This is a genomic window from Synechocystis sp. CACIAM 05, from assembly GCF_010222815.1.
Classification (GTDB): Bacteria; Cyanobacteriota; Cyanobacteriia; order Cyanobacteriales; family Microcystaceae; genus Synechocystis.
Genome location: NZ_CP019225.1, coordinates 51,195 through 65,431 on the forward strand (window position 1 = coordinate 51,195; position 14,237 = coordinate 65,431).

The 14,237-nt window shown below is 48.1% G+C and carries 11 protein-coding genes and 1 pseudogene; 9 read left to right on the forward strand and 3 right to left on the reverse strand.

All coding sequences use genetic code 11. The features are described from left to right. Positions 1 to 20: 20 nt before the first annotated feature. Positions 21 to 1,211: a DnaJ domain-containing protein gene (locus tag BWK47_RS00235; RefSeq protein ID WP_257793033.1), complete on the reverse strand. Its 1,191-nt coding sequence runs from the start codon at positions 1,209 to 1,211 to the stop codon at positions 21 to 23. On the opposite strand from BWK47_RS00235, the gene BWK47_RS00240 reads away from it, so the two are divergent. From BWK47_RS00240 to BWK47_RS00275, 8 genes are all read left to right on the forward strand, one after another. Continuing rightward, complete coding sequence (locus BWK47_RS00240; RefSeq protein ID WP_443081630.1) at positions 1,133 to 1,510, forward strand: cupin domain-containing protein; 378 nt, start codon at positions 1,133 to 1,135, stop codon at positions 1,508 to 1,510. The two genes, BWK47_RS00235 and BWK47_RS00240, sit on opposite strands and share 79 nt — an antisense overlap. Positions 1,511 to 1,673: 163 nt before the next feature. Continuing rightward, positions 1,674 to 2,633 (forward strand): sugar transferase, encoded by a 960-nt coding sequence (locus tag BWK47_RS00245; RefSeq protein WP_162327118.1) that lies wholly within the window; start codon positions 1,674 to 1,676, stop codon positions 2,631 to 2,633. A 48-nt stretch (positions 2,634 to 2,681) separates the two neighbouring features. Further along, the gene (locus BWK47_RS00250) at positions 2,682 to 3,614 is read left to right on the forward strand and encodes a sulfotransferase family protein (RefSeq protein ID WP_162327119.1); all 933 of its coding nucleotides are present in this window, start codon (positions 2,682 to 2,684) and stop codon (positions 3,612 to 3,614) included. Next, positions 3,611 to 4,588 carry a glycosyltransferase family 4 protein gene (locus BWK47_RS00255; protein WP_162327120.1) on the forward strand — a complete coding sequence of 326 codons (978 nt, stop codon included), beginning with the start codon at positions 3,611 to 3,613 and terminating at the stop codon, positions 4,586 to 4,588. The genes BWK47_RS00250 and BWK47_RS00255 overlap by 4 nt, the downstream gene beginning before the upstream one ends. A 27-nt stretch (positions 4,589 to 4,615) precedes the next feature. Next, positions 4,616 to 5,980: a lipopolysaccharide biosynthesis protein gene (locus BWK47_RS00260; RefSeq protein WP_162327121.1), complete on the forward strand. Its 1,365-nt coding sequence runs from the start codon at positions 4,616 to 4,618 to the stop codon at positions 5,978 to 5,980. Further along, positions 5,981 to 7,048 carry a polysaccharide biosynthesis/export family protein gene (locus BWK47_RS00265; protein WP_162327122.1) on the forward strand — a complete coding sequence of 356 codons (1,068 nt, stop codon included), beginning with the start codon at positions 5,981 to 5,983 and terminating at the stop codon, positions 7,046 to 7,048. 30 nt (positions 7,049 to 7,078) lie between these two features. Beyond that, positions 7,079 to 8,605, forward strand: a complete 1,527-nt coding sequence (locus BWK47_RS00270) for a GumC family protein (protein WP_204250434.1) — start codon at positions 7,079 to 7,081, stop codon at positions 8,603 to 8,605. Then, complete coding sequence (locus BWK47_RS00275) at positions 8,602 to 9,867, forward strand: O-antigen ligase domain-containing protein (protein WP_162327123.1); 1,266 nt, start codon at positions 8,602 to 8,604, stop codon at positions 9,865 to 9,867. Before BWK47_RS00270 ends, BWK47_RS00275 begins: the two co-directional genes overlap by 4 nt. A gap of 21 nt (positions 9,868 to 9,888) precedes the next feature. Here BWK47_RS00275 and BWK47_RS00280 read toward each other — a convergent pair whose 3' ends face one another. Both BWK47_RS00280 and BWK47_RS00285 read right to left on the reverse strand, forming a co-directional pair. Next, positions 9,889 to 12,255 carry an NACHT domain-containing protein gene (locus BWK47_RS00280; protein ID WP_162327124.1) on the reverse strand — a complete coding sequence of 789 codons (2,367 nt, stop codon included), beginning with the start codon at positions 12,253 to 12,255 and terminating at the stop codon, positions 9,889 to 9,891. 101 nt (positions 12,256 to 12,356) lie between these two features. Beyond that, positions 12,357 to 13,289, reverse strand: coding sequence for a response regulator (locus BWK47_RS00285; RefSeq protein ID WP_162327125.1), 933 nt, complete (start codon positions 13,287 to 13,289; stop codon positions 12,357 to 12,359). A gap of 202 nt (positions 13,290 to 13,491) precedes the next feature. On the opposite strand from BWK47_RS00285, the pseudogene BWK47_RS00290 reads away from it, so the two are divergent. Further along, positions 13,492 to 14,148, forward strand: a pseudogene (locus BWK47_RS00290) (flavin reductase); the annotation flags it as partial. Between the last annotated feature and the right edge of the window lie 89 nt (positions 14,149 to 14,237).

Here is a 14,237-nt window from a genome sequence, read left to right on the forward strand (position 1 = left end):
GTTCAGGCTAACCGGGGTCGTTACCTTGAGTTAATGCGGCAAAACTGTTCATAGGCCCAGTTGATCTTTTGCATAGCAATAACCGCCATCTGCTGTTCTTGGGTAACAGTAGTTTGATCCGGATGATATTGCCTAGCAAGTCTGTAATAGGCAGCTTTTACTGTCTGGGCATTATCTTCTGGTGAGACCCCCAAAACGTCCCACCATTCTAAGTTGAGACTAAATTTTTGGTAATCAAGGCACAGTTGCGTCGGGGTTTGTAACTGCCAAACTTTCAGCAATCTAGACTGGCTGGAAGTTACCAATAAACCTCCATTTGGACTGAATTGTGCTGGAAAACACCCCGCCAGGGTTTCTAAACATTGCCAGGTTTGCCATTGCCAAAGTTTAACTTCTTGATTGGTAGCTGTGGCGATTATTTTGCTTACTGGATTAACGCTAATACCCAATAAATCAGCTTGATTAGTTTCAAAAGATTGGCAATATAAATCCTGTTCTAAATCCCAAATTTTTACTATTCCATCTCTACTAGCACTGACTAACAATTTGCCTTCATCTACTGTAATTAGATCGACAATAGCGTGCTCATGGTTACCTAAATTTAAATAATGTTGGGCATTGTTTATTTCCCAAATAACAATGGAGCCATCTTCATAGCCCACCACTAGCTGTTCTTCATCTACCCCAAAGGTAACCACTTTAATTGGACCTTTATGGCTGTTGAAAGTTTTTTTCCACTTGCCTGTAGCAGTAATCCAAAGCCTAACTAAGCCATCATCACTGCCACTGGCTAAGATATTGCCGTTGGGACTAGAAGCCAAGCAATTAATCGTGTCTGCATGACTGTGATTGGATCCCAAACCTCGAAAGCCTAATAAAATATTCTGAAATTCTAAATCCCAACCAATGATTTGACAATCTGAACGGGCACTAAACACACTGGGTGATTTATTGATGATCGCCAGTGCTGAAATTTTTGCCCTACTGCTAATATAAGTTTGGCAATGATCTTTTGTCTGTAAATCCCATTGTCGAACACAACCATCGCTATGGCCACTAAATAAAAAGCGACTATCATCGCTAATTACCAAAGAATTAACGGGAGAATTTTCAATGTGTCTTAATTCAATAGATTGCCAATTTTTGTCGGGCAAATCAAAACGAGTGGCATCCCATCGAAGGTCTTGAAGGCATGGCCGAAGAAATAACACTGAGTATCGATGGTGAAACAGGTGAATATACCCGTTTAACCCGCTTTTTTCCCAAGGCCGACACAACACCGTTGGGAAGCAAAAGTCATGACTATCCCGAAGAGGTATTTATCGTGAGCGGTCGCCTATATGATTATGCCTTTGAGATGTGGTTAGAAACCGGCCACTACGCTAGTAGACCCCCCGGCGAAATTCATGGGCCTTTTAAAACAGAGGAAGGATGTGTGGTTCTTGAGGTGTCTTTCCCCAATAAAATAAGCAATCCACGAAATACTTACCAAAAAGTGCATTTTAGCTAGGCTTATCGGGTAGGAATTGCTACTGAAGCAAATAAGTTAAACAACGATCGCCAAAGTTAGACATGGGCGTGAACAGGAACGTAGATCTGCCCCTGGGATAGTAGGAATAGGTCAACGGAGCCCCCTCCCAGACCGATGCCTCCTTCACCCCCTGGTAATCATTATGGCTAGCGCTGTTCAACTAATTGAAATGCCCGCTCTGTTGGGCCAAGCAGAAGTAATTGCCCTCCATGACCGGTTAAGAAATTGGCTCCATCAAGAAATTAACGTAGAAGCCCAACTGCAACGCTTAATTTTTGATTTTGCTAAAACCCAGGGGTTAGATAGCAGTGCCATCATTTATCTGAGACGCTTGGGACGTTGGGCCCAGGCCCGGGGCATTGAAGTTATGGGTTGGAGCGTGGGGCCAAAAGTGCAGACCCTTTTCCAACAGGCTGGCATCGACAAATATTTAACCCTGCCAGCGGTCACCAATCAAGTGATTGTCCCAGGGGAAAAATTGACTCTCGAAGTCCATCCCTCAGTTCAGTCCAAGGCAAAAAGGTTGATGGACATGGTGGGGGCAACTATCGGTTTAGGAATCACCGCTCTGTTATTTGTTCCCCTGGCGATCGCCATTAAGTTAGACAGTCCTGGCCCGGTGCTCTATTCCCAATGGCGCTGTGGTTATCGGGGCAAACAATTTCGGATTTGGAAGTTCCGTTCCATGGTGGTCAATGCCGATGAATTGAAACAACAAGTGGAAAACCAGATTGAAGGAGCATTTTTCAAAAACGAAAATGATCCCCGCATCACTAAATTAGGTCACTTTCTCCGCAAAACCAGCCTGGATGAATTTCCTCAATTTCTCAATATTCTTTTGGGGGAAATGAGTTTAGTCGGTACCCGTCCCCCCACCCTGGATGAAGTAGACCAGTACGAAATCCACCATGGTGAAAGATTGGAAGTCAAACCTGGCTTAACGGGGGAATGGCAGGTCAATGGTCGCTCTTCCATCGGTAGTTTTGAAGAGGTGGTGGCTCTGGATTTGCAGTACCAACAAAAGTGGAGCCTTTGGCATGACCTCAAGCTCCTGGTGAAAACCATCACCGTAGTATTTTCTAAACATAGTGGTGCTTGCTAGGTTGCCATTTTCCATCATTGCCCACCCTCATTAAGTTTCCCCTTCCCCATGGTTACTACCCTTTCGCCCCATCTCTCCACCACTGCCCAAGCCAACCGGTTGCCCAACTTCTTCATTGTTGGTGCAGCCAAAGCTGGCACCACCGCCTTGCACCATTACCTCCAACAACATCCCGCCATCTATATGACTCCAGGCAAAGAAACTAACTTTTTTGCCTACGAAGGACAGCAGTTAAATTTTCGGGGTCCAGGGGATGAGGCAGTGGCGGATTTTTCCATCACTAATCTGGCTGATTACCAAGCCCAATTTCAAGGAGTAACTACCGAAACGGCGATCGGGGAAGCCTGCCCTTTATACCTTTACGATCGCCAGGTAGCCCAGAGAATCCAGCATCATTGCCCCACCGCAAAAATTATTATTATTCTGCGGGAGCCAGTGGCCCGGGCCTATGCCAATTATCTCCATCTAGTGAGAGATGGCCGGGAGACAACCTTGGATTTTGCCCAGGCCTTAGCCCAGGAACCGGAGCGGACGGAGGCGAACTGGGAATGGTTTTGGCACTATCAACAGGCCGGCTACTACACCGAGCAGGTGCAGCGATACTATGACCTTTTCCCCGCTAACCAAATTCGAGTTTATCTCTACGAAGACTTGCGGCGTGATGCCCAAGGGCTAATGCAAGATATTTTCACTTTCCTAGGAGTTGATGCTCAGTTCATGCCGGATTTCAGTGAACGGCCCAATAAATCGGGAATGCCGAAAAATCCCTGGCTCCATGGCCTGTTGACCAAACCCAATGTCCTCAAAACCCTTGTCAAGCCTCTATTACCGCAAAAACTACGGCAGTCCATCCAGCATAGTAATTTGACCACTCCTCCCCTCGATCCGGTGCTGAAGCAACAATTGCAAACCCAGTACCGAGAAGATATTCTGGCCTGTCAAGAGCTGATCAAGCGAGACCTAACCTCCTGGCTACCATGAAAACTATCTGGCATTTAATTGGCGATCGCCGGCCGGGAGGCTCAAACCACCTGGTCCGCAATCTGTTGAATTCTTCCCTGGGAGAGAGTTTTGCTAGCCAAACCATGACCCTGGAGCAAGGGCTAAAGCGAGTCAAGGGGGAGTTGCCGGACGCTGTCATTTTCCATTACGCCAGTGCCTGGAAATATTTACCTGCCCTGTGGCGACTGCAGACCATGGCACCGGTATATATTTGTGAGCATCACTACTGTGCTGGCTTTGAACAGCATCAAGTTAAATCTCTCCAGCGTTTCCGGCTTTTACTTAAAACTGCCTACGGATTGGCTGATGGGGTGATCAGTGTTTCCCGGGCCCAAAAACAATGGCTAATCGACCATAAATTAGTGCATCCAGCCAAGGTAAAGGTTATTCGTCCAGCCTCTCCCCTGGCCAAATTTTTGGCTTTGCCCTTGAAACCCCCTAGCTCGACTTTAACCCTGGGGGTCTATGGACGGTTTGCGCCCCAAAAAGGCTTCGACCTCTTGTTAAAGGCGATCGCCAGTCTGCCCCCGGATCTCCCAATCCGAATCAAATTGGGGGGCTATGGTGAGGACGAAGCCTTGATTAAGCAATTAACTGCTGTCCTGCCTTCAGTGCAATTGGTGGGGCCAGTGGAAGATGTACCAACTTTTTTGGCCGATTGTGACGGGGTAATTATTCCCTCTCGTTGGGAACCTTGGGGTTTGGTGGCGTTGGAAGCCAAAGCGGCCGGAAAAGGTATTATCGCCACCGCCGTGGATGGACTGCTAGAACAAGTAGATGGGTTTGGTCTGCTTTGTCCCCCAGAAGATCTGGAAATGTTGACTAGGGCGATCGCCAAAGTCAGTCCAGAACAGTTACAACAATGGGGAATAGCAGGAAGGATAGCCGTGGCCAATGCCTGGGAAAAATGTGTACAGGAATGGCATGACTATCTGAGGGCGGTCATAGAGTAGTGCCATCGGAGCTAGCTAAATGGCGGAATGTCGTTGGCAATCTCTTACAATGAAGCCTTCAAAGTCAAATCAATCCGGTATCCAGGGACAGTTAGGAGAGAAGAAACCCGGGTGAAGGAATTAATCGCCAAGCTTAAAGCCAAATTTAGCCACAAAAACGGTACTTTTGTGCGGAACCTCGGTTGGTTAGGGGGCTCTGGGGCCATAATTCGGGTTTCCCGGCTAATTGCAACGGTTATCCTTGCCCGGTTTCTAACCAAGGAGGATTACGGCCTGGCGGCACTGGTGTTAACCACCAATGAATTCGTGCGAGTATTCACCCGTAACGGGGTAGTAATTCGTCTGATCCAAACTGAGGCAGAGCGGCTGGAGGAATTGACCGAGTCAGCCTACTGGCTCAATTGGGTGATGTTTATAGGGCTATTCATTGGGCAATGTTTAGTGGCGTTTCCCATTGCCGCTTTCTACGACAATCAACGGTTAATTTTGCCCATCTGTGCCATGGCAGTGAACCTCCTCACCATTCCCCTAGGCATTATCCAAGCGGCCCTAATTCAGCGGGAAGGACGGTTTAAAATTATTGCCCTGGCGGAGTTAAGCCAAATTTCCAGCGACAATATCCTCTCCGCCATCTTTGCCCTGTTTGGGTTTGGTCTCTGGGCGATTATTTTGCCTAAAATTTTAGTAGCCCCCATTTGGGTTTACTTTATGCGTCGTTACCATCCTTGGCGACCCTCCAAAGGATTTCACCGTCACCACTGGGGCGATCTAATTGGCTTTGGCAAATCGGTGCTGGGGGTGGAACTGTTAAATACTCTGCGTAGTAATTTGGATTACCTGATCATTGGACGCTTTTTGAGTGTGGAAGCTCTGGGGGTTTATTACTTTGCCTTTAATGCTGGACTGGGCATTAGTTTGGGCATTATCACCTCCATCAAAGCAGCTCTACTTCCCCATCTGTGCGACGTGCGGGATAACTTGGCCCAGTTCCGGACCCGCTATTGGCAGAGTCAAAAAACCATTGCCCTGGTGATTATTCCCTTTGTGCTTCTGCAAGCCAGTTTAGCGCCCTTTTATGTGCCCCTTGTTTTTGGCGATCGGTGGGCTGGAGCCATTCCTATTTTGATGTTAATTTGTCTATCAGCCATTCCCCGGCCCTTTGCCGATGCTGCTTCCCAATTACTGCTAGCGGTGGATAAGCCCCAATGGGACCTCTGGTGGAATTTAATTTTTACTACCCTTTTTGCCGGTTGTTTAATGTGGGGAGTACAAGGGGGCAATGTGGGGGTGGCGATCGCCGTTTTGGTCAGCCATTGGCTCTGTTTACCTATTTTCACTTGGTGTGCGTCCCGCACAGTATTTCGACATTTGGCCTTGGCCGGAGAAGCTTAAATGATGGGGCGTTGGTTGTTTACGTTGGGATTACTAATCCTCGGTTGGCAAGAAGGGGTCTGGGCCCTGCCCTTTTCCCCTGGCGATCGCCTGGAAGTTTCCATTCCCAACGAAAAATATTTTGCTGGGGTTTACGTAGTCAACCAGGCTGGGGCAATCGAAGTGCCTTTTTTGGGCCCCGTGGTTGTGGAAGGGTTAGAAAGTGCCGCAGTGGAAGAAAAACTCCATCAATTACTAACCGATCAGGGTTATTTTCCCCCGGATAAACTCCAGTTATCAGTGCAGGTGCTGCAATGGGCGCCGGTACAGGTAACGGTGGCAGGGGAGGTATTCCAGCCAGGGCGAGTACTAATTGAAAACCCTGGAGAACCCAGCAACGAAATTACAGTGTCCCCAGAAAGTCAGTCGGTGACGGGAGATTATCCCTTTTGGCGCTACGGCATTAACGCACTCCGGGCCGTGGGGGGCGTTTTACCCACAGCGGATGTAGCTAACATTGTGGTGCAACGGGGAGAGGAAGAAATTCCCCTAGACCTGTCGGGGGTGTTCACTGGGGATGCGGTGGCCGATATTCCCCTCATGGCTGGCGATCGCCTAGTGGTACCCAGCGCTGGCGAAATTCAACCGGTCTTGGCCCGTCCCTCCCAAATCACTCCTCCTGGTATTAAAGTATTTATTTCCAACCTCACTGTACCCGCCAATAGCAATGCCACCTCGGCGGTGGGGAACCAACAAGAAGGTATCACCTTTCCCTATGGGGCCCGTTTTAGTCAGGCAGTGGTGGCGGCCAACTGTGTGGGGGGTACTGCTAATGTCAACGCCGATCGCCGGGCCATTTTAGTGCGGGTAGATACGGCCAATGGTGCAACCCAGATCACCGAAAAACCAGTGGAAGAATTGGTGCGTAATTCCCACAGCAACACCGACAACCCCCTGCTCATGCCGAGGGATGCCATTGCTTGTTACGATTCCGGTATGACCAACACTAGGGATATTTTCCGCTCCATCACTGATTTCCTCAGTCCCCTAGACCCCTTCTTGATTTTCCGTAATCTTTTCCTCCGTTAGGGATTTTAACCACACCGTTAGGTTATTGCTATGGCCACCACTCCCTCCTACCCAACTAAGGACCGGTTTCCCAACGGTAACGAGTCTGCAACCCTTAACGCCCCTGAAGATGGTGCCATGGACAATGTTGAAGTAGGGGAAATAGATGCAGAAGAGGACGTCGCAACGGTTAAACCAAAATTAAGCTTGCCTTTGGGGCGCATTGCTAAATATTTAACTTTGGCAGTGGGGGCCAATACATTACTATGGGCGGGAACGTTAAGTTACCTCAAGCACACCGCTCCCACCTACACCAGTGAATTGGTAATTCATGTGGCCGGTAATGCCCTGGGGGTAAACCTCAACCTCCCCGATGTTGGCCAGGCGGCCACTTCCACCACCTCGGCCTTTGGTAGTTCTTCCGATCCAAGGGAAAACTACAAGTTATTGGCCCTGGGGGATACGGTAATTCAAGAAGCGGCAGCCAGCGTGAGCATAGATGTGGAAGAATTTGGCGAGCCGAAAATTATCCTCATTCCCAACACCACCACCATCCGTATTTCCCAATCGGGCCCTAGCCCCCAGATAGCCCAGCGCAAAGCCCTCAGTTTGTACCAAACCCTAGAACGGCGGCTTAATACCCTGAGGCAAATTGAACAGGAAAAACGGGACGGGGCCATTACTTTTGCCCTGGAGGATTCTCAAAATAAGCTTACCCAAGCCCAAGCCCAGTTATCAAACTATAAAGCCCAGTCTGGCTTGAGTTCTTCCCAGCAGATAACTAACTTGATTAGCACCATTGAGACCCTGCGGATGCAACGAGCAGAAAAGGTGGCTGAAACTCAACAAATTGGCGATCGCCTGCAAAGTTTGACCTTGGCAGTGCAGTTAGCGCCGGAACAGGCCCCCACGGTGTTGGCTCTGCAAACAGACCAATATTTTCAAAAAAGTTTGCAGGAATATACCACCGCCAGCACAGAGTTAAACGCTCTGTTGGAAGAGCGGGGGCCCAATTACCCCGATGTGGTGCAACTGAAACAAAAACAAGGGGCGGCCCTGGCCACAGTACTAGAACGGGGCCAAGCCCTGTTGGGCAAGGCCATTACCCTGGAGGAAATTGAACGATTAAATTTGGACAATAGTAATGAGTCCGGCGTAAAGCGGGGGGAACTGTTTCAACAACTAATTACCCTCCAGGCTGAATATGAGGGCATCAGGGCAGAGGTGGATGCGTTGACCCAACAGGTTAATGAACTGGAAAGTCGGCTGAAAATTATGGTGCAAAAGGAATCGGTGTTGGAAAACCATCTCCGTAAAGTGCAGATAGCAGAGGCCATTTTTACCTCCACCCTCGCTAAAGCGGATTTAGGCAAAAGTGATCCCTTTGGTTCCTTTCCCCTGATGCAATTGGTGGAGCCCCCCACCCTACCCGATACCCCCTCGGCACCGAAGACTAAGCTGGTTCTGGCAGGGGCGGCGATCGGTTCTGTCCTGGTTACCTTTGGTCTGACCTTACTGTGGTGGCGCAACACAATTTTAATAGTACTGACCAAAATTTCTCGCCAAATCCTCGCGTGAACGATCCCATCAAGCCCGAAAATTTTCCCGAACGGCTGGTTTGGTACAGCATGGTCTACATCTACGGTTTTTACCTCCTGGGGGCCACCTACATTGTCGGGTCAGTATTAGGGTTAATTCTGGGGCTATACGTGGGGCTGAAATGGTGGTTGCAAACGGAGGCCACCCCAGAGGCGGAAAAAATTACAATCCACTGGCTAGTCTGGGTTTGGCTCATTGGCATGGCCATAATGCAGGTGGCCTTGGTGATGGGACATTTGGATTTTGACCTGCCCACAAGCACCATTATTAAGTCTTCCATTGGTTGGCTCAAGGGATGGGCAGCTCTGGCCCTGTATCCTTTGGCAGGTTGTTTACCTATTCGGCCCCAGCTAATTTACCGAGCCGTCTGTGTGATCTGTTTGCAAACCCTACTCCTTTCCCCCCTACTAATCATTGCCCCGCTCCTCCATTTTCCAGAAATTCTCTATGTTTCTCCCCTCAAAGCAGTGGGAGGTCCCGGCTCCACTTTTTTTGATGTTTCTTTTTACGAAGTGGATTTTGATGGTTCCATTCGCCAAAGGTTATTTACCCCCTGGGGGCCGGCGTTGGGCTTTGTGGCTAATATCTATTTTGTGCTCGCCCTCAAAGAGAAAAATAAAAAATGGCGTTGGTTTGGCATTATTGGCTCTCTCTACCTGGCCCAAATTTGTAAGTCCCGCTTGGCGATCGTTTCCCTGATTTTGACCCCCATTTTCACCTTTTGCCTAGCCCGCCTCAGTCGTCCCTTTACCCTCATGGTGTTGGGCATAGGGAGCACCATTACTGGCATCATGGCCCCCTGGCTGTTTAACCTATTAGATACCATAATGCGAAAATTCACCGAGGCCCGGTCGGAATCTAGCCGAGTCCGCACCACCTTGAAGCAGATTGCCGGTTATCGCTGGGAAACGGAAGCTCCCATTTGGGGCCATGGCATTGTGGAATCGGGACCCCACGTGGTGGAATATATGCCCATTGGCTCCCATCACACTTGGTATGGTTTGTTATTTGTGAAGGGCATTGTTGGTTTCTATGCTTTAGCCATTCCCATGGTTCTTAGTCTCTTTTTGTTATTAATTAAAGCCCAACGCTATGCAGTGGCGGAAGCCGGCTTGGCAGTATTATTTATCCTTTTTCTCTATACTTTTGGGGAAAATTTAGAAATCCTCGCCCATCTTTATTGGCCTGGCTTAATCATCATGGGGCTGGGTTTTTATGCTTCTGGCGATCGCCCGGATTAGCAGTGAGCTGATGTTAGCCAGTTAAGATAAGTTGCTAGAAGTTGATGGTTCATAGTTCAACAGATTATTTTCCAGTTCTGCTTGCACAGTAGGACTAACATAACAACCACTGTGGAGACATTTATGGAAGAAAACTAGTCCATGGTAGTATTGCCGCAAAAGATTACTTTGGTTGGGGCTTAGTTCAGCTACACAACCAAGCTGATGATGTTGACACACAATAGTTTTCATCCCCTGGTACCAATCCGGTCCATGCACCCGCCACCATTGCCACAGGGCTGATTTCTCTTCCATGGGGGAAGGTAGTTGCTCCTTGCAAATTTGTAATGCTTTAGTCAAAGCAGGGGAAAGGGAAAACTTTCTTTCAATATCGAGGGCAAAACCAAGGTTTAAATACTGCTCAAAACTGGGATTCTGGGCGAGGGACTTGGCCAGGGAAAGAATGCGGATCAATTGCAAATCCAGGGAAATTTCCTGGTGAGGATTTTCACTCAAACTCCGGTCTAGACGGGTGGCTAAATTAAGTCCAAAATCGTAGAGGATGCCCAAATAAAAAGCTCTAATGGCCACGGGTTTGTGGTCAGTCTGGAGCGACTTGCTTTTGGTGCCTAGGTATTCTATTATAGCGATTAAGCCAGCATCACTGGCCACCAGGCGATCAAGCTGGAATTTCAGTTGCCGTAAAAAATCATCCGCTAGGGGAGCCAGAGAAATAGCCAAAGCAATGACTTCCTGCCAATGGGGATCGGTGAGCCGTTGGGCAATAATTTCTGGGTCATTAACGATAGCATCTGCAATGGCTAATTTTTTGCGAAAAACCCACTGTTGAGCTGTCAGATATTCCTGAAAAATGACATGGGAAAAGCAATACACTTCCTTGGCTTGCTCTACCAAAAGACCATGTTGCACTTGAATAGCTCGTAGGACATTCTCACTTTTGAGCCACAGTAAATCTCCACTAATGGAAGTGCTGGCAATGCTAGCCAAATATTGTTGGATAATTAATAAAACCTGGTCTTTTTCAAAATAGAAATAGCCCTGCTCAAACATGCGGGCAGCTATTTCCGATAATAATTTTAACTTTTGGGGCAGAGTTAACTCATTATAACCATAATCTGTTTGAAATGCCTGGGAACGGGAACCCCGATTAAGCAGAACGTTTAGCCCTTCTTTATATAATTTGGCAGGTTTACTGGGTAGTTGGGCCCGTTCTTGGAAAGCACAGCAAATTAACTCTAGTAATAGGGGAGTTTTAGCTAATTCAAGGACAAAACGATTTTCCGGCCGTCGCAGATGGGCTAATAGCTGGTCACCTTTACTAATTTTGCCATTGTCCCTGGGGGTATTCGGTTGGTTAAACCAATTTTTAATATAAGATTTGATTTGTTGTTCATTAGCATTGGCAATTTCTAGATATGTAAAACCAGTAAAAAAGTAGTTTTGAGCAGCAATGCGGGAGGTGATTAAGATATTGTTGTTTGGGAAGGACTGTACAAACTGCTGGATTTTTTCCAGAAATTTCTCACTAGTTTTACGAGGAATTTCATCCAATGCATCCAACAGTAACCAGAATTTGCCCTGTCGCAGTAACTCAGTTTGTAGTTCCGGAGTAATCTCTTCGATCGCCAATAGGGTTTGGAGGTAATCTGCCACACTCCAATCTGGTTCATGTTGTTGGTAGCGTTCAATGTCCCGCAGGGGTATGAAAACGGGGATATAATCAGGCTGAATTTGGCTGTTGTAACACTGCAGAGCCAGGTACTTCAACAAGGTAGTTTTGCCAGAGCCGGGCCGGCCCAAAATGACCAAATGTTCATGGTGCTCAATCGCCTCCTGAATGGAGAAACCCATGGGCTGTGGCTGGATCACACCTTGGAGCAAAGATCCTTGTAAATCATCTATCTCCAACCATTGTTGATGGCTAAGGTGGGGCAACAAACTCAGGTCGGTGTAAATGTCATCTAGGGCAAACTGCTGGGTCAGATTAAAGGAAGATTGCACCCGGCCGTACTGTTTAAAGAACTGATGCCGCAACTTGGTTTTAACTGCTAAATAGGTTTCCTCCAGGTTGGGATGGTGGTGGGGCGCAGCGGTTTCCATAGCCGGGCGATCGCCTGCCTCGGTAGCAATGTCATCATCTACATTGGCAAGGTTATCTTCCCCAGGGGGAAGGTCCGCAATTTCTTCCCAATCCAGGCCCAACTGAAAACATAGCTCCATGAAAATGTAACGCTCTACGGGCCTGCCGCTAAGAAATTTCCAGACCGAATTGCGGGTGGAAAGTCCGGCTTCAGTAGCCAAATAAGCCTGGGTCCAGCCCCGTCTGGTCATGGCCTGTTTTGCCCTGGCTTGACCGCTAGACGAAGACCTGAGAGAGCGATTGCTCATGAATTTCTCCATAACAACAGTTGGCCAACAAAAACCCCATTACCCCGCCACTATCAATCCGGTCGCGGGGGCAGGAGATGGTCAGCTATCCTTATCCTTTATTATCTATCGGTTTCCTGGAGTAGGAATCCCAAAAGATGGGAAAGATTTTCTACTTGTTGGGGAACCTCTGCTTCTGCAAGTTCAAGATCCGATCGCCATTGGATAATCACAAACCCTAGGGTTTGACCCCGCCAGGAAATGGGCTGGACCGCCGTGGGAAATAGGGCCATGGAGGGCAATTTGCTTGACCAGTGGTTCTTGGTCGGGGGGGTCACACCGGCTTTAACCACAGTGCCTCCGTCTATTGGCAGGGAAACTAGGGCCGCAAAGTCATCATTAACAGCGGTGAAATCAATGCCCATGGATTCCGCTTCCGGCTCGGTAACCACAAAAGGAATGGCATTGGCGATCGATGTCACCAAGACAATTCGTAATCCGTTGAAAAGCCTTAATGCTCTTGTGAGTAAGGCTTTGAGATGACCAGGATCGGAATTAGTGTGGGCTAAAGAACGCCAATTTTCTTGCCAAAAACTATCCCAGTTCCTACGGCAAGCCAACTCTTTTTGGATTACTTCTACTTCATTGAACAAAGATTTGACGTTAATTAGTTGATGAATACGACGACGGAAAGAAGACCAATGGATCGGCTTATTGATGTAGTCCGTTGCCCCGGCCGCAAATGCCTTATCGATGGATTCCTGGTCATCCAAAAAAGTGATCATTAAAATGGGTACTTTATCTCCTCCAGGCAGAAGGCGGATTTGCTCACAACAACTGAAACCGTCCATACCAGGCATAATTGCATCTAATAGTACAATGTCCGGCTGTAGCTGGACAAATTTATCGAGGCACTCCTGACCATTGGTGGCTTCTGCGAGCCCATAATTATCTTCTTTAAGGGCCATCAACAACAATGATCGAGTAACTCTATCGTCTTCAACCACAAGAACCTTAAAAGGGAGCTGCCCACTGGCCAAATCATCAGACAACATTGTTGTGGATAAACCCTGAATAAGTGAAACATAGTTGGGATCATGGCTTGCTGAATCAGAAAACCCCACTATTGCCTAATATCCCAGATATTGAAGCAAAATAAAGCTCCACCAACCAGCAAAAATAGTTTTTTCCCAAATGGGAGTGGTTTTGTCTTAATTTTTTGCCCAGGTTTAGTTCGACCGATGGTGATATCACTCTGATTTGATTGAAAATAAGCTAAAAGATGGCGGCTATCGCTTCGGCTTTGAGGCCATCCGCATCCAATTCAGTTCCAATCTCGATGCCCTAGACGTTTGCACAACCTCTGGCGCAAATTTCGCGCGGCAACTCCGTACCCACAAGCGTCAGAGGATTGCCCGTCAAGCCACCACCGAAACCCAGGCCGACCGCACTCAGCAGGCAGTGGGACGTATTATCGGCTCCATTGGTGTGGTTACAACTCAAGCAACTGGCCGCCATCAAGGGATTTTGACCTCCTGGGTTTCCCAAGCCAGCTTCACTCCCCCTGGCATTATGCTCGCAATTCCGGGCGAATTTGATGCCTACGGTTTGGCCCAGCAAAATACTCCCTTTGTGCTTAACCTTTTACAGGAAGGACGGAGTGTACGGCGTCATTTTGATCACCAGCCCCTGCCGAAAGATGGGGATAATCCCTTCAGCAGATTGGAACATTATTCAGCCCAGAATGGCTGTCTGATTCTAGCAGAGGCGCTGGCTTATCTTGAATGCCGCGTCCAATCTTGGTCGAATATAGGCGATCATGTTCTGATTTATGCAACAGTTCGGGCCGGACAGGTGTTACAACCCAACGGCATCACTGCCATACGACACCGCAAATCGGGGGGACAATACTAGCCAATACTAGCGTTGTTATTATGTGGATTAACTTCCAATGTGATTAACTCTCTTGCAGTTTCTAGCCTTGAGTTTCTATGTTGGACTTC